We start from the raw sequence: 15,912 nt of genomic DNA, 5'->3' as shown, positions 1-15,912 counted from the left end.
TGCTCCCACATTTGATCCTTGTGTGCCGTCAGACCCGGAACGCGCTGATCAGTTGTTTGAGTTCCAACACTTGGGCCGATAATGCTCGACTGGCATCCTCGGTCTGGTGCGCCCCTTCGGCGGTACGTTCACCCGCGCGGTTGATCTCGACGATGTTCTGGTCGATGTCGTGGGCCACTGCGGTCTGCTGCTCCACCGCGGCGGCGATCTGTTGGTTCTGGTCGACGATCATGCCGACGGCACCGAGGATGTTTTCCAGCGCCTGCTGGACCTTTTCCGACTGCCCGACGGTGCCATCGGCCACCTGATGGCTGACGCCCATGGCTTTCACCGCCGCGCCGACACCATTCTGGAGCTTGGTGATCATCTGCTCGATTTCTTCGGTCGATTGCTGGGTACGCTTGGCCAGGGTCCTGACCTCATCGGCCACCACCGCAAAACCACGCCCTTGCTCACCGGCCCGAGCGGCTTCGATCGCGGCGTTGAGCGCCAAGAGGTTGGTCTGCTCGGCGATGCTTTTGATCACTTCCAGCACGCGGCTGATGGATTGACTGTCGCTGGCCAATTGGTTGACCACCCGCACCGACTGATCGATCTCGCTGGCCAGTTGCGCGATGCTGCCCTGCTGGGACGCCACCAGGCCGCGACCGCTGATGGTTTCGTCGTTGACGCTGTGGGCACTGCTGACTGCTGCGGCGGCACTGCGCGCCACCTCAAGGGAGGTGGCAGACATCTGGTTCATGGCCGTGGCGACCTGCTCGATCTGCGAACGCTGCCCCGCCACCGCCTGGTTGCTTTGGGCAGAGACACTTTCGACTTGTCCGGCCTGGCGCTCGACCTCGTTGACGGTCTGGCCTACCCGCTCGATCAGGTCATGGATTTTCTTCACGGTGCCGTTGAACACCTCGCCCAACTCGCCCAACTCATCGCGGCTTTCGGCCCGGAAGGTGACGGTCATGTCGCCCGCTGCAACTTTGTCCAGCGTCGCGCCCAGACGTTTGAGGGTGGTGCGGGTCGAGGCGTAGAAGCCGCCGTAGAGGTAGAAAATCAACACAAACACCACCGACAGCGCCACGGCCTGCAAGATCATGTGGGTGCGGTTCTGCTCCAGTCGCTGCTGCAACTGGGTGCCGAGGAATGCCAGGGTGGCTTCGTTGAGTTGGTAGGTCTGGTCCATCAGGCCGGTGACCTGGTCGTAAAAGGCCTGCCATGGCGCATCGAGGGTGTCGGCCATTACCACCTGTTCTTCGAACAGTTCACTGGCCTTTTTCAGCGAGGCCTTGCTGCTCTCGGCCTGGGCGGCCAGGGTGTCACGCGCCGCTTTGCTGGAACCCAATGCATCATTGAGCTTCAGACCGTATTCGCCCTGGAGCTTTTCGATCTGCGCCAGCAGCTCATCAAATCGGGTGCTCGACGACGAATTCAGAAAACCTTGCCCCAGCGAATAGGAACCCATCGCCCGGCCGTCGCCCAGGATCTGCGTCACAGGCGGAGTGACGTTGGTAATGAGTTCACTGAGCTGACGCATGTCGCTCTGGGTATCGCGGCTGAGGCCGGCTTGACTGGCGATGATCTGGCTGAAAATCTGCGCGCTGCCGAGCAACTTGCCGATCATCCCACTTTTGCTTTGCAGGGAGTTTTCCGCTTGTTGGGCCTTGAACGCGGCGATCATTTCATCGCGCTTGCCATCGAAAACCGTGATCTGCTCCGGATCAGTGGTCATCGCCGTCAGCCCTTGCAGGCGGGCCAGAACACTTTGCTCCAGAGTGCTGATCTTCGTCTCGACATTACCGGCCTTGCCGGACTGGCCAAGGGTGACGTTGATTTGCACCAGGTTGTTCAGGGTTTCCAGATCACGCCGCAGGGTCAGGCTGCTGCCGAGCAGGTCGAGGCTTTGCAGCTCGACTTGTGTGCCCTGGAATTCACGATAGGAGTCGCGGACCAGATAGAAGTTGGTCACCAGCATCGGCACGAGGAACAGCACACTGATCAGGCTGAACTTCATGCCGAAGCTCAGGCGATTCATCAGCGCGACGGCGGGATAGAGCAAGCTCTTCACTGGAAGTCTCCCTTTTGATTCTTATTTTTATTGGCAGGCGCGGGTCGACGGCAGATAGCCACTATTCAGCGCTATCCCTGTATAGCTTAAATCGGCTGAGGGTTTTGTAACTTAAGGTTAACGGCAGATCGCCGGACTTGAGATCGATGATCATCTTGTGGCGAGGGAGCTTGCTCCCGCTCGTCTGCGAAGCAGACGCAATGCAGGCGAGCGGGTTTTCTGACATATTCGCCTGGCCGTTTGAGGACGCTGCGCCCCGGGAGCAAGCCCCCTCCCCACAAAGATGTTCACGCAAGACAGCCGTTGGTTTACGGAAGGACCGTCCACAACGCAAAACCTGCATACCAGAGCACCGCCGCTCGCAGCAGTAATTCCCAGATCCGGTCCAGGCTGTTGATACCATCCGGTCCGACGACCGGTGCAGGAATTTCGCCAGCCACCAGGCCAACTTTCTCGATCAACTGGGCAGCGCTGATGTTCCAGTTCAGCAGTTCATGCAGCATGACGCGGCTGACCGCGACAAAATTTCCGACCAGCGCGAAACTGGCCGCCAACAGACGCACCGGCACCCAATCAAACGCATGACGCAACTGTGCAGCGCGCTCGACCACAGCAGGGTTCTGCCCGTGCTCTTCAGCCAGCGCCAGCAGCCGGTAGCTCAGTGCGGCGACCGGGCCCAGCACGAAGTACCAGAAAATCACCGCGAAAAAGCTCTGGTACGCCTCCCACAGCAAATGCCCTTCGACCCGCTCAAGCAGTTGCTCGCCGCTATCGGCGCAGATGTCCACGTCGCGCTTCGCCACATGGGCGGCGGCTTGCAGGTCTTCCCGGCGCCAGGCATCGCGAAACGGTCCCAGGCCAGCCAGCAAATCGCCGCGACCCAGACTGTAAATCACCACCAGCAGGTGCACCGGCAATGCCAGCAACCCGTAGGCCACCGGTTCAAGCACCACCAGCAACAAACCCAGCAGCGCCACCGGCAACAACACCAGCACCACCAATACCAGCCATGGCCGATCAATCAGGCGCGGGCTGACTTCAAGCTTGTTCAGTTCACGCACCCAACCGCCGTCACGTTGGACCCGATGGCGCAAGGCCGAGAATTTCTCGATCCAGACGGCCAACAGCAACACCAGAAAACTCATCGTTGTTCCTCTTGTTCCAAAGCGGCTTTTGCCAAGGCGGCGCGGTAGCGTGCCCAGTCGAACGCGGGTCCCGGATCCGTCTTGCGCCCCGGTGCGATGTCGCTATGCCCGCAGATGCGTTGCGCCGTGATCGCCGTAAATGTGCTTTGCAGTTGTCGGGTCAGAGTCGTCAACGCCTGATACTGGGCGTCCTCGAACGGAAGATCATCCGTGCCCTCAAGTTCGATGCCCACAGAAAAATCGTTGCAGGTCTCCCGCCCCTCGAAACTCGAGACACCGGCGTGCCAGGCGCGCTCAAGACAAGAGACAAACTGAGTGACGGTGCCGTCACGTTCGATCAGAAAGTGCGCAGACACCCGCAGGTCAGCAATACCTGCAAAATAGGGATGCTCCGTGACATCCAGACGATTCTGGAAAAATTCCTGCACCTTGCCGGTGGCGAACTGCGCTGGCGGCAGGCTGATGTTGTGGATCACCAGCAAGGAAATTTCGCCCGAGGGGCGCGCATTGAAGTTGGGCGAGCGGCATACACGCACGCCCTGACACCAACCGCTCGCGGGGTCCAACTGCATACAGGTTCCTTCAACGACGACTGTGTTGGCGCCCAGTATGCCGCGATAGGCCCTCGGGGCGCGATCACTTGCCGCGATTGAGACGCCGCAGATTGCCCAGCACCGACTCCAGGGCCCGGTCGAACAGCAAGGTATCGTCCAGCGCCCGCACCGCGCCACGGCGAAATTCCAGGGCCAGGCCGGTGCGGCTGCGCTCCAGCACTTTCATTCCCGTGCGGTCGACAAAGATGTATTTGCCGGTGGAATCGATGATCGCTGCCAGCTTGCAACGCAGGGTGTTTTCATCGTCTTCCTGAAACTCGACCCAGCAGCCCGGACGCAGTTGATCGACCTGAAGCAAACCGGCATCGTCCGCCGGCAACCGCACAGACACCACATCGGCCAGGCCTTCGTCCGCCGTGTGCAGCACGATTTGCTGCAGCACTTCGACCATAACCGGCGGGTCGACGGGTTGTTCAGCCGTCTGACCCGGGCGCTCGAACCGTTGCACGTGCAAGGTTTCCAGCTCACTGAAAAACTCACTGGTGGCGAACGGATCGAACGCCGAGCTGCTCAATCCGTCGCGCAAGGCCTTCAGCAGCCCGGGCACCAGCGCCAACAAACGCAGGCCGGCATCGGGCTCGTCATGGCGCTGCACGCTCCAGATCAATTGCTCCATAGTCTGCACATCGGCCTGCCATTGCGCCGACGCATCACCATGTTTGAGGCAGGTCAACAACAGCACTTTGCTCCAGGCCTCCTGCACGAAGACCACCACAGCCTGGGGCAGCACTTTGCCCAATAACGCCTGATTCAGCGCCTGCTCGACACGCTGGCGAGCCAGTTCGGTCCTGGCGCGGCCTTCCTCGGCGTCACGGGTACGCTGTTCCAGCAGTTCGCTGCGGCGGCGCTCATCACTGGTGAAGGCGAGAAAATCCGCCAGCAATTCGGAAAAGATCGCCGGATCGTCAACAAAGTCGTTCAACAGACGCTGGACCACTTGCTCGATGCGCAGGTACAGGCTGTCACGCTCGTGGTCATCGCACTCCCCCCAGCCCATCGCGGCGGCAGCGATTTCGTTGAGCAGACGCCGGGCCGGGTGGCTGGCGCGGCTGAAGAAGCTCTTGTCGAGCACCGCCACTTTGAGCATCGGAATCTGCAACCGACCAATCAGCGCCTTGAGGGAGTCAGGCAGGTTGCGGTCATCAAGGATGCATTCGAAGAGCATGGCGATCAGGTTGATCACGTCTTCGTCAGCCACGCCGACCACGCGCGACTTGCCACTTTTGACGCTGACCCGGGTTAGCAGCTGTTCGAGCTGGTTACGCAGATCGAAGTCGTCCTGGGTCGCCAGCGCCGGCACGTATTGCTGCAAGTGCGAGAGCAGGCGCAACAGGTCTCGGGTGGAAATGGGCTGTGTCTGGGCACTGGCTTCGAGGGTCGGCGCGACACTGCCGCGCACGTGTAGCAGCAGCTCCTGCAACGCGGCAAAGACTTCCTCCACGCCATCGTCGACCGGTGTATGGCCCGAGTGGATGCCGACTTCGATCGGTTCGGCATAGGCGCTGGCGGCGGCATGATCGCTGGCTCGCCGCGTGGGAGCGGGCTTGAGGTCGGGCAACACGCCGGTCGCGATGAGCAGTTGATTGGCTTCGGCGTACAGCTGATCAGTGCTGCTGAGCACGTAGCGATCAAATAGTTTGAGAATGATCAGCTTGACCTTGATCTCCACCCCCAGGTTGCGCCAGGCCTGCAAGAAATACTCGCAGAGCCGCGCAGGCCCCAGCGGGTTGTGCTCATCGTCCAGCGCCTTGTCCAGCAACGCACTGAGTCGGGCTGTCAGTTGGTCAAGGGCGAACCCGTCGCGGCTCAGCACTTTGCTGACCATGGCGTCCACCGCGACGCTGCGTTCCAGATCGTCATTGGGCAATGCATCGGTTTCAAATGCCAATGCCTGAGGCAAGGCCGCCTGGGCGCTGTCGTGCTGCGAGAGACTGACGAACGCCTCGAAGAAGTGTTCGAGAAAACCGCGTTCGATGCTTTTTCGCTTGAGTCGCAAGTCGCGCATGGCTTCGAAAAAGAGGTTCTGCTCGACATCGCTGCGGGCCCGATCAGCCATTTCGAACAGCGTGTCGTCGGCGTTATCAAACAGCTCCTGCAAGCCATGCCTGAGCTGTTGAGTGGCCTTGTCGCGAACCTGAAGCAGAATCACAGGCAGGCGGGCGAGCGGCGATTGCGTCGCCTGACCGGTAGCCGCCTTGTGCAAAGGCACTACATTCCCGTCGTTGTGCATCCAAGCCTCCTGAAACGGTGATTCTGCGAATAGTCGTAAATCCAAACGAACGTCAAAGCCATGACGTCAAAAGCAAGGCGGATTATCTTGCAAAAGCGCTCCCGTGTACCAGCAGACTCTGTGCTACGTATCGAAATAGACGCATAGGAAAGACGTTGACTTAGTGCCGATGATTCAAGGGAATCGACCAAATGCAGGTTTGCAGGTGAGGGGAACGCCTCTGATGCCTTGGGTTGCCTCGCGCCATGGCCCTATAATCGGGCCACTTTGTTTGTGGAGCCCGTTATGCCGAATCTACGTCTCGCCGATTTGACCGCCGAAATCGAAGCCAACGTGCGCCGTGCGTTGCTCGAAGACATCGGCAGCGGCGACATCACCGCACAGCTGATCCCGGCCGAACGCCTGGCAAAAGCCACCATCATCACCCGCGACGCCGCGGTCATTGCCGGCACCGCATGGGTCGATGCCGTTTTCCGGCAACTCGATCCACGGGTCGCGGTGCACTGGCAGGTGCGTGACGGCGAACGGGTGAAACCCAATCAGGCGCTGTTTCACCTCGAGGGCCCGGCACGCTCGCTGCTGACCGGCGAACGCTGCGCACTGAATTTCCTGCAATTGCTCTCGGGCGTGGCCACGCGCGCGCAATACCTGGCGGATTTTGTCGCCGAGACCCAGGTGAAGCTGCTCGACACCCGTAAAACCCTGCCAGGGCTGCGTCTGGCGCAGAAGTACGCCGTGACCTGCGGCGGTTGCCACAACCACCGCATCGGCCTGTACGACGCCTTCCTGATCAAGGAAAACCACATCGCCGCCTGCGGTGGCATTCCTGAGGCCATCAACGCCGCGCACAAGATCGCCCCGGGCAAGCCGGTCGAGATTGAAGTGGAAAGTCTGGCGGAATTGAAAGAAGCCCTGGCGGCGGGTGCCGACATCATCATGCTCGATGAGTTGAGCCTGGATGACATGCGTGAAGCCGTGCGCCTGAACGCGGGCAAGGCGAAACTGGAAGCCAGCGGCGGTATCAACGAAAACACGCTGCTGCCGATCGCCGAAACCGGGGTGGATTACATTTCGATTGGTGCGATGACCAAGGATGTGAAGGCTGTCGACCTGTCGATGCGCTTAAGCCTCTAAAACGCAGCCTCCAGCGGCAAGCTCCAAGTTTCAAGCAGTTTTGCTTTTACTTGCAGCTTACCGCTTGAAGCCTGAAGCCTGAAGCTGCTCTCAAACCACCAGATTGTTCATCTCGCAGTACTCTTCCCACTCGACCCCTAACACCTCGGCCGCCTCCTTGTGCAGCACCAGGCGCGCAGCCTCGAACTCTTCAGGGGTCGAGGTGTACTTGAGCGTCAGTTCCCATGGCTGCAAGCCCTGGGACTCCGCCTCATCCTCGAACGCCCACTGGATCTGGTCTTTTTGATCGTCGGCCGGCAGGTCCTTGATCTCGTCGGCTAGCTGGGGCGACTCCTGCAGGTACTTTTTCAGCGCTTCTTCGTGTCTGGCTTCTTGGGTCAATTCTTTAACGGTCATGGCGTTCTCGCTGATCTGGGGAATGGAAGATGGATCTGGATCATCAAGGATCTCTCTGACGCAAAAAACCGTGTGAAGCCCGGTTTGTCTGGCCTTCAGAACCATTCGGGGATCATCTGAAAACTGCAAAGTGGTACGTGTGCAACGTCCGAATATAGGACGTTTGGTCGACGATTTATATGGACTTTTACATCAAATCTACAAAAAAACCGTTGATCGGCCTTTCTGAAAATTTTCCCTCGCTACCCAGGAACAACGTTCAAAAGGTAAAGTCATAGCGATGTGCCATATAGGCACTTCACAAGGAATCGGTGATGCGCAATTTTCCCAAGCTTCCATCTACCCTGTTTGCAACCGGCATGGCGGCCCTTCTTCTCGGCAGCCTGGCAATGCCCGATTCGGCTCAAGCCGGTCTGGAGTACAAATTCGACAGCGCAAACTCTTCCGATAAATTTTTGGTTTTCCACAACTATTACGGCACAGACGTGATGGTCAAATCAGGCCTCAGTATCGAAGACGTGGAAAAATTACAAAGAATGGTTAAAACCGATACGGCAGATCTTGAAGAGCTGAAGAAAACCGTCAGTACACAGGCGCGGCTCATCGAAGAGTTGAAAAAGAACACGGTGTCCGGTTCGAGTTCGACTGCCAGCGAAGTGGATAAACTCAAGCGCACCGTCAGTGATCAGGACACAGCGCTGAAAAACCTCGCCAAGGCCATGGACGAGTTCAAACGCAACAGTGGTTCGAGCTCCAGTTCCAGCGCCAGCGAAGTGAACGACCTGAAACGCACGGTCAGCGAACAGAACACCGGTTTGGTCAACCTTGCCAAGGCTGTGGACGAACTCAAACGCAATAGCAGCTCGAATTCCAGCTCCAGTTCCAGCGAAGTCAACGACCTCAAGCGGACGGTCAGCGAACAGGACAACGGACTGAAAAAGCTCGCCAGTCAGATGGACGATCTGAAGCGAAGCAGCAGCTCGAATTCCAGCTCAAGCGCAAGCTCTAGCTCAAGCGAAGTGAGTGATCTGAAACGCGCGGTCAGCGAACAGGACAACGGTCTGAAAAAGCTCGCCAGTCAGATGGACGATCTGAAGCGCAGCAGCGGCGGCTCGAACTCCAGTTCAAGCTCCAGCGAAGTGAACGACCTCAAGCGTACCGTCAATGAACAGGAAAACGACTTGAAAAGACTTGCCAGCCAGGTGGAAGACCTCAAGCGTAGCGCCGGTTCGAGTTCCAGCTCGAGCTCCAGCGACCTGTCCAGCCTTAAGCGGGAAGTCAGCGATCAGGACAACCAACTGGATCAGCTGAAACGCACCGTGGAAGATTTGAGCAGAAAGGTGAAATAACAAGGGAACGGTGCCTGGACAGGAATCGCATAACACCGATTTAACCCTGCTTTTTCTGGGCACCACCCTTCCCCCCCCGTCATTGCAATTTTTTTGGTTCGACTGACTGCATTCCTCTGCTTCATCAAGGTAGCAGCGTCTGTGTTTTTTTATGGCTGGTGGAGCACAACCTATATCCCGCTCCTACTGGCATCGATCGTGTTCAACTACACCGTTGGATACATCATTGCGAAAAACCATGAGCGAGCCCGGGCAAAATCTAAGGCAGCCCTGTATGTTGGAGTCATCAGCAATCTACTGCTGCTCTGCTACTACAAATACTCCAATTTCTTTCTAGGTGAGGTTGCCCGATCTACCGGCGTCCACATGCCGACCCTTGAACTCGTGCTACCGCTCGGTATTTCTTTTTTCACATTTACCCAGATCGCTTTCCTCGTTGATGCCTGGAAAGGCAAAGCCCAAGAATACAATTTTTGGCACTACCTGCTGTTCGTAACCTGGTTCCCCCACCTGATTGCGGGTCCGATCTTGCACCACGGGCAAATGATGCCTCAATTCAAAGACCCGGAGATCGACCGCATCCGGTCAAGGAACATCTCTATTGGTGTTGCGTTATTCGCGGTCGGGCTCGGTAAGAAATTATTGCTTGCTGATCCCATCAGTACCTATGCGGACCCGGTATTTCATGCGGCCGCCACTGGACAGGCGATTGGGCCAATGATTGCTTGGGTCGGGGCCATCGCTTATACGTTGCAAATTTACTTTGACTTTTCTGGCTACTCGGATATGGCTGTCGGCCTCTCCATGTTGTTCGGAATCCACCTCCCTATAAACTTTAACTCACCTTACAAAGCCCGAAACATCATTGAATTCTGGCGCCGCTGGCATATGACACTGTCCCAATTTTTAAGGGACTACCTGTATATCCCCTTAGGCGGGAATCGAAAGGGAGAAACACGCCGCCTGGTCAATCTAATGCTCACGATGCTGCTTGGTGGCCTTTGGCATGGTGCGAATTGGACCTTTGTCATCTGGGGCGCTCTTCATGGCGCTTATCTATGCATCAACCATATGTTTCAGAAGATACCGCCGCCCTTAAGGATGTCAGGGTTGCTTCCTGCAGCGATTACAATTCCGGCGAGTGTCTTGCTAACGTTCTGCGTGGTTGTCATCGCATGGGTATTCTTCCGCGCCGAGAGCATCCATTCAGCCCAAACTATAATTGTCGCAATGGCGGGTTTCGAAGAGCCAGTTGCGTGGGAGGCCATATTCAAAACGATAAGCTTTCTGCCATTGCTCGCTTACTTTTCAATATCAATGCTGATTATCTGGGCATTTCCAAACGTTTATGAGGTATTAGACCTGCTACATAAACGAATTCAGATTAACGGTGATGAAGGTCATAGAGTAAGTTCGATGGTCTGCGTCACAGCCGGGATCGTCTGCGTGGCGGTGATAGGCGCAAGCATGTTGTCTACTTTCGGAACAAACGTCATCAGCCCTTTCCTCTATTTCCAATTCTGACCATGACCCTATATAGAAAATTCATCATTTCTGCGGCTTGCGCGACCATTGTTTCCTTTGGTGCGTTTTATGCTGCATTTCTGTATCAGTTTGACGCGCCGATACCATCCGGATATGACGCGGCCAACTGGAATACTTATAAGAATCTGGTAGGGATCAATACACCAGGTAAACGAATATTATTATTTGGCGATTCAAGCACAGTATTTGGCGTTAACAGCGAGTTGTTATCTAAAAAGACTGGCATGCCAGTTGCCAATATGGCGCTACATGGCGGCCTTCCGTTAGATGCCCTTACCAAATCGGTCATCAAAAACTCCCGCGAGGGGGACACGGTCGTAATGTCCTTGGTGTGGCTATACTACTTCAAAGACTACCGAACGCCTGAGGATTGGATCTTAAGAGAAATGGTAGCTTGGTATGGTGACTATTTTTATAGTCTTCCCTTTTTGACGAAACTCAAATACATGTCCGCGATTGACATGAAGACTCTTTACACAAACATGGACGTAAAATCCAAGAAAGATGCTGTATTGAAGGAGTTTCCTTATCGCAGGGCTCTGACTATGGATGAGATTAGAGTCCAATACGCAAAAATCGATCGAACCGCCCCGCAACCGTTCTCCTATTCATACCTTAACATGAACTCCTCTGGAGACATTCAAGGCGCGTGCGGTACTCACCCCATAGCAAATATGGTGAGCATTGATATCCCTCAAAACCCAAAAGTCAATAAGAACGTACTAGAACTGCTCTCAGATACCGCAAAAGAGCTCAAAAGCAAAGGTGTTGCATTTTACATTGCGCCAAGCGTAACCGTTCAAGATGAACGATCGAACAAAGAGTCCTACCACAAAGCTTTGATGACTATGATGGAGCAAATAAGGGCTGCTGGTGTTCCTATCGTGGGCAACCCGGATGACTTCTATTTCCCTTTATCCAGTTTTTATGACACCGCATTTCATATAAATTGTGAGAACACGGTTGAGCGCACTAGCAGGCTATACACCATAATAAAAGATTACCTCCCAAAGACGACTCTGACAGCTTCACCCAGAGCCACCAACTAGCGGATTGCCAGAAAAGATCGACGGGGCCTTATGCTCGCCCTTTTTCTAAACAAACAAGCCGCCCAAAGGCGGCTGAACTTAATGGGGCAGCTAAGCTTTTTTCGTTGTCGCCAGCAATCCGAACAGGAAGAAGGCCAAAGCCCCCGCGCTCGGTACGATCAGGATATCCCAAGCCATTGCCATTGGTCCGAACGCCATCAAAACAGCAGCCCATGCAAAGAATCGCTCAGCAGAGCGGGCAGTGGTTTTCGTTACGGCTATCGCGGCCTTCAAGTTTAGGAGGAGCATCACCACAATTGGAATGAAGAATATCAGCCCGCCTTTCCACAGCAGTGTAAGGTAATAAACGTGGGTTGAGGTGTTAGCTTCCAAAGCCTTGGACAGCCCCTCTGTCGAATACCGACCGTAGCCAGCGAACCCGCTGCCGATGATTGGGCTCGCTTTAACTTCATTAAAGCCAGCGATAGCCAACTCTACACGGCCAGTTGCAAACTGATCGGCCTGTTTCTCCCACTTCTTATCAACAATTTGGCCCTGCGGCGAACCGAGCGGCTCGTAGCCGGCCAAAACGTCATTTCCAGAATCAGTTCTGATAGCTTCAATGGAAGACAACATGCGGCTTTCGTTCATGCCCCGCGCGTACGTCACCGCAAACGCCATCAGGATAGTGAGAATGACGACGACACAAGCACGCCGAGCGTCAGCATTACGGAATGCGTAAACCACCACAGCCCCAAGAATCCACACCAACAGAATCTGGGCGCTTCGAGAATCGCTGCCGATGATCAGGAAGGATGCGCAGAACAGCGCAACCCACAGCAATACTGATACCGGCTTGCTGGCTTTACCACCAATGAGAGTTCCGCAAAGAATCACTGCCTGCAAGCACACCAGGTGTGCGAGGCTCAGAACGCCAAACGTTGCAAACACTGGAAGGCCAAAGAATTCGGCATTCATTGCCGCGAGACCTTGGGTGCCAATATAAATGCGAACGTCCTGCTCAAGGTAAAGTATGCGGGTAGTAACCACGATCAAAAATAGAGCAGAAAAGAGTGACAGCCAGTAAAAAACTTTTCCTATCTCATGAGTTTTAGAGACATATTTACCAAGAAACAAGAAAGACGGTGCGAACATAATTAACACTAGTGAAAAAATATGTTTAACCACATCTCCGTCAGGGGATATTTTATTGGCCGCGAATATTGAAATTAGGCCAAAAACCATTGTCGCAATATACGCAAGCGCAGTGCGGCCGAAGGTCATCAAAAATGCGACTCCAATAATAGGAGCAAGCAGAAATGCCGGATTAATATCATAGCCCATTAGCGAAAACATCACTATTGGTAACGACATTGCAGCCCCAATCACAGGTACAAGTACCCCGCTCCTGGTATTTGAATAATTCAGCGTTTGCGCGAGAGACATTCTAACTCTTCCTGAAAATATAAATGAGCTGATGCAAGTCTGTATCGAGGAAGCCAAACAGCTTTGCATCTGCCCTAAGTGCTGCTGGCAAGGTGCGGCACAAGGTACCGAATCCTTGGAAAAAAGCGTCAGCGGCGCACCGAGGATACATCAGGCAAAAATGTTTCTCTAGGTTTCAGTTTCCAGCCAGCCTGCTGCAGTAATTCCGCCCCCGTTCGTCATACGGCCTCATCACCGATCACATACTTGCTCAAGGACACATTCACCTTCACATTCACAATCTCGAGTTCGTGATTTGGTTGTCGATCCTCTTGGTTGATTGCCTCGGCATCGCACCGGAAACCGTAGCCTGAGATCCCGACCGGCGCTTAAGGACGTTATCCAGTAAAAGATTGACAGTGTGGTGCCACTATCGAACTGGTTATTTTCCATATCGGCGTACCGCGCCTGTGTCGAGCAAGATACCGTAATAAGGGGAGCAGTCGTAGTGCCGCCCCCTTCATTGTCGATCTTGAGTTCTACATGATATCCAGCAGCTGATTTCCGTCGTTCAAAACCAGTTGATGACGCTTTCGTCCGTGATTCCAAACTGTTGCTCACCGGCACCCGGTGGAATTTGAATTGGTGCCCGAGACAGGAATCGAACCTGCGACCTTCGCGTTACGAGTGCGCTGCTCTACCGGCTGAGCTACACGGGCGGTGGGCTAAACCTAGCACCGGGTTCGAAAGCCAGCAACTTCACACCCTGTTTTACAGACAAAAAAATGCCCCGCAGCTTTCACTGCGGGGCATTTTTTATAACGTTGAAGCAATCAAGCGGGGGTGATTAAACGCCCGAAGCCTTGGCCGCTGCTACGTCTTTGATGGACAGTTTGATACGGCCGCGGTTGTCCACGTCCAGTACCAGTACTTCCACTTCCTGGCCTTCTTTCAGGATGTCGGTCACTTTCTCAACGCGAGCGTCACTCAGCATCGAGATGTGTACCAGACCGTCCTTGCCAGGCAGGATGTTGACGAATGCGCCGAAGTCGACGATGCGCTCAACCTTACCAACGTAGATCTTGCCGATTTCAGCTTCTGCGGTGATGCCCAGAACGCGCTGACGTGCTGCTTCAGCCGCTTCCTTGGTTTCGCCGAAGATCTTGATCGAGCCGTCGTCTTCGATGTCGATCGAAGCCTTGGTCTCTTCACAGATCGCACGAATGGTCGCGCCGCCTTTACCGATGACATCACGGATTTTGTCGGTGTCGATTTTCATCGCGATCATGGTCGGAGCATTTTCCGACAGTTCGGTGCGGGACTGACCAATGATCTGGTTCATCTGACCGAGGATGTTCAGGCGCGCTTCCAGGGCTTGGCCCAGAGCGATTTCCATGATTTCTTCGGTGATGCCTTTGATCTTGATGTCCATCTGCAGCGCGGTAACACCTTTGGCGGTACCGGCTACTTTGAAGTCCATGTCGCCGAGGTGGTCTTCGTCACCCAGGATGTCGGTCAGGACGGCGAACTTCTCGCCTTCTTTAACCAGACCCATGGCGATACCGGCAACCGGTGCCTTCATCGGAACGCCGGCGTCCATCAGAGCCAGGGAAGCGCCGCAAACGGAAGCCATCGAGCTCGAACCGTTGGATTCGGTGATTTCCGACACAACACGAATGGTGTATGGGAACACGTCGGCAGCAGGCAGCATGGCTGCAATCGAACGACGGGCCAGACGGCCGTGACCGATTTCGCGACGGCCAGCGCCACCCATGCGACCACACTCACCTACCGAGAACGGAGGGAAGTTGTAGTGCAGCATGAACGGGTCTTTTTTCTCGCCTTCCAGGGTGTCCAGCAGCTGTGCGTCACGGGCGGTGCCCAGTGTTGCAACAACCAGCGCCTGGGTTTCGCCACGGGTGAACAGAGCCGAACCGTGAGTCTTTGGCAGAACACCGACTTCGATGTTCAAAGGACGTACAGTCTTGGTGTCGCGACCGTCGATACGTGGCTTGCCGTTTACGATGTTTTCGCGAACGGTGCGGTATTCGATTTCGCCGAAAGCGGCTTTGACTTCGCTGGACGAAGGCTGGCCTTCTTCACCGGACAGCTTGGCAACCACCTGGTCCTTCAGCTCACCCAGGCGAGCGTAACGGTCGGCCTTGATGGTGATGGTGTAAGCCTGGGAGATCGCGTCGCCGAACTCGGCACGGATAGCGCCCAGCAGAGCAGTGGCTTCTGGCTGTGGAGCCCAGGTCCAGGTCGGCTTGGCAGCTTCGGCGGCCAGTTCCTTGACGGCGTTGATCACCACCTGGAACTCGTCGTGAGCAAACAGTACCGCGCCCAGCATCTGGTCTTCGGTCAGCTCTTTGGCTTCCGATTCAACCATCAACACGGCTTCCGAAGTACCGGCAACGACCATGTCCAGGCTCGAAGCTTTCTGTTGTTCGTAAGTCGGGTTCAGCAGGTAGCCAGTGCTTTCGTGGAACGCAACGCGGGCAGCGCCGATCGGGCCATCGAAAGGAATACCGGAGATAGCCAACGCAGCCGAGGTACCGATCATCGCAGCGATGTCCGGATCGGTTTTCTTGCTGGTGGAAACGACGGTGCAGACAACCTGCACTTCGTTCATGAAGCCTTCTGGGAACAGCGGACGGATCGGACGGTCGATCAGTCGGGAAGTCAGGGTTTCTTTCTCGGAAGGACGGCCTTCACGCTTGAAGAAACCGCCAGGGATCTTACCGGCAGCGTAAGTCTTTTCCTGGTAGTGAACAGACAGAGGGAAGAAGCCCTTGCCTGGATCGGCTTGCTTGGCGCCGACCACAGTCACCAACACGCTGACGTCGTCGTCAACGGTGACCAATACTGCGCCGGAGGCCTGACGGGCGATACGGCCAGTCTCGAGGGTAACGGTCGACTGACCGAACTGGAATTTTTTGATTACCGGGTTCACGGTGTCCTACCTTCTTTTGTGGCTCTTGGGGAAC

Annotated in this window: 11 protein-coding genes, 1 tRNA gene and 1 pseudogene; 4 read left to right on the top strand and 9 right to left on the bottom strand. The window is 55.6% G+C overall.

The genetic code is table 11. The annotated features are described in order from the left end of the window. Nucleotides 1-28: 28 nt before the first annotated feature. From FBY01_RS32305 to FBY01_RS24165, 5 genes and pseudogenes are all read right to left on the bottom strand, one after another. On the bottom strand, nt 29-733 hold the full coding sequence (locus FBY01_RS32305) for a methyl-accepting chemotaxis protein (protein ID WP_371857853.1): 705 nt from the start codon (nt 731-733) through the stop codon (nt 29-31). A gap of 153 nt (nt 734-886) precedes the next feature. After that, nucleotides 887-1,090 (bottom strand): annotated as a pseudogene (locus FBY01_RS32300) (HAMP domain-containing protein); the annotation flags it as partial. Between the two features lie 1,277 nt (nt 1,091-2,367). Continuing rightward, complete coding sequence (gene ampE / locus FBY01_RS24175; RefSeq protein ID WP_010463467.1) at nt 2,368-3,204, bottom strand: regulatory signaling modulator protein AmpE; 837 nt, start codon at nt 3,202-3,204, stop codon at nt 2,368-2,370. After that, entirely contained in the window at nt 3,201-3,776 is a 576-nt protein-coding gene (gene ampD / locus FBY01_RS24170) for a 1,6-anhydro-N-acetylmuramyl-L-alanine amidase AmpD (RefSeq protein WP_010463469.1), read from the bottom strand. The genes ampE and ampD overlap by 4 nt, the downstream gene beginning before the upstream one ends. 64 nt (nt 3,777-3,840) lie before the next feature. Next, nucleotides 3,841-6,048 (bottom strand): DUF1631 domain-containing protein, encoded by a 2,208-nt coding sequence (locus FBY01_RS24165; protein WP_145309761.1) that lies wholly within the window; start codon nt 6,046-6,048, stop codon nt 3,841-3,843. A 285-nt stretch (nt 6,049-6,333) separates the two neighbouring features. Here FBY01_RS24165 and nadC point away from each other — a divergent pair, with 285 nt between their 5' ends. Then, nucleotides 6,334-7,182, top strand: coding sequence for a carboxylating nicotinate-nucleotide diphosphorylase (gene nadC, locus FBY01_RS24160; RefSeq protein WP_010463472.1), 849 nt, complete (start codon nt 6,334-6,336; stop codon nt 7,180-7,182). A 90-nt stretch (nt 7,183-7,272) separates the two neighbouring features. Here the strand turns inward: nadC and FBY01_RS24155 are convergent, their stop codons facing one another. Beyond that, entirely contained in the window at nt 7,273-7,578 is a 306-nt protein-coding gene (locus FBY01_RS24155) for a DUF6388 family protein (protein WP_042932942.1), read from the bottom strand. A gap of 314 nt (nt 7,579-7,892) precedes the next feature. Here FBY01_RS24155 and FBY01_RS24150 point away from each other — a divergent pair, with 314 nt between their 5' ends. The 3 genes from FBY01_RS24150 to FBY01_RS24140 all read left to right on the top strand — a co-directional run bounded on the left by FBY01_RS24150 (nt 7,893) and on the right by FBY01_RS24140 (nt 11,521). Further along, nucleotides 7,893-8,927 (top strand): hypothetical protein, encoded by a 1,035-nt coding sequence (locus FBY01_RS24150; RefSeq protein WP_083375049.1) that lies wholly within the window; start codon nt 7,893-7,895, stop codon nt 8,925-8,927. A 198-nt stretch (nt 8,928-9,125) separates the two neighbouring features. Further along, entirely contained in the window at nt 9,126-10,451 is a 1,326-nt protein-coding gene (locus tag FBY01_RS24145; protein WP_145309762.1) for an MBOAT family protein, read from the top strand. A 2-nt stretch (nt 10,452-10,453) separates the two neighbouring features. Beyond that, nucleotides 10,454-11,521 carry a hypothetical protein gene (locus FBY01_RS24140; protein ID WP_145309764.1) on the top strand — a complete coding sequence of 356 codons (1,068 nt, stop codon included), beginning with the start codon at nt 10,454-10,456 and terminating at the stop codon, nt 11,519-11,521. A 90-nt stretch (nt 11,522-11,611) separates the two neighbouring features. Here the strand turns inward: FBY01_RS24140 and FBY01_RS24135 are convergent, their stop codons facing one another. From FBY01_RS24135 to pnp, 3 genes are all read right to left on the bottom strand, one after another. After that, nucleotides 11,612-12,946, bottom strand: a complete 1,335-nt coding sequence (locus FBY01_RS24135; protein ID WP_172792248.1) for an O-antigen ligase — start codon at nt 12,944-12,946, stop codon at nt 11,612-11,614. Between the two features lie 622 nt (nt 12,947-13,568). Next, nucleotides 13,569-13,644: transfer RNA gene (locus FBY01_RS24130), tRNA-Thr, on the bottom strand. A gap of 128 nt (nt 13,645-13,772) precedes the next feature. Beyond that, entirely contained in the window at nt 13,773-15,878 is a 2,106-nt protein-coding gene (pnp, locus tag FBY01_RS24125; RefSeq protein ID WP_010463478.1) for a polyribonucleotide nucleotidyltransferase, read from the bottom strand. Nucleotides 15,879-15,912 lie beyond the last annotated feature (34 nt).

This window comes from Pseudomonas sp. SJZ077, from assembly GCF_007993905.1.
Taxonomy (GTDB): domain Bacteria; phylum Pseudomonadota; class Gammaproteobacteria; order Pseudomonadales; family Pseudomonadaceae; genus Aquipseudomonas; species Aquipseudomonas mandelii.
The sequence above is the reverse complement of the archived record's forward strand: the minus strand, read 5'-3'. Positions and strand labels throughout refer to the sequence as shown.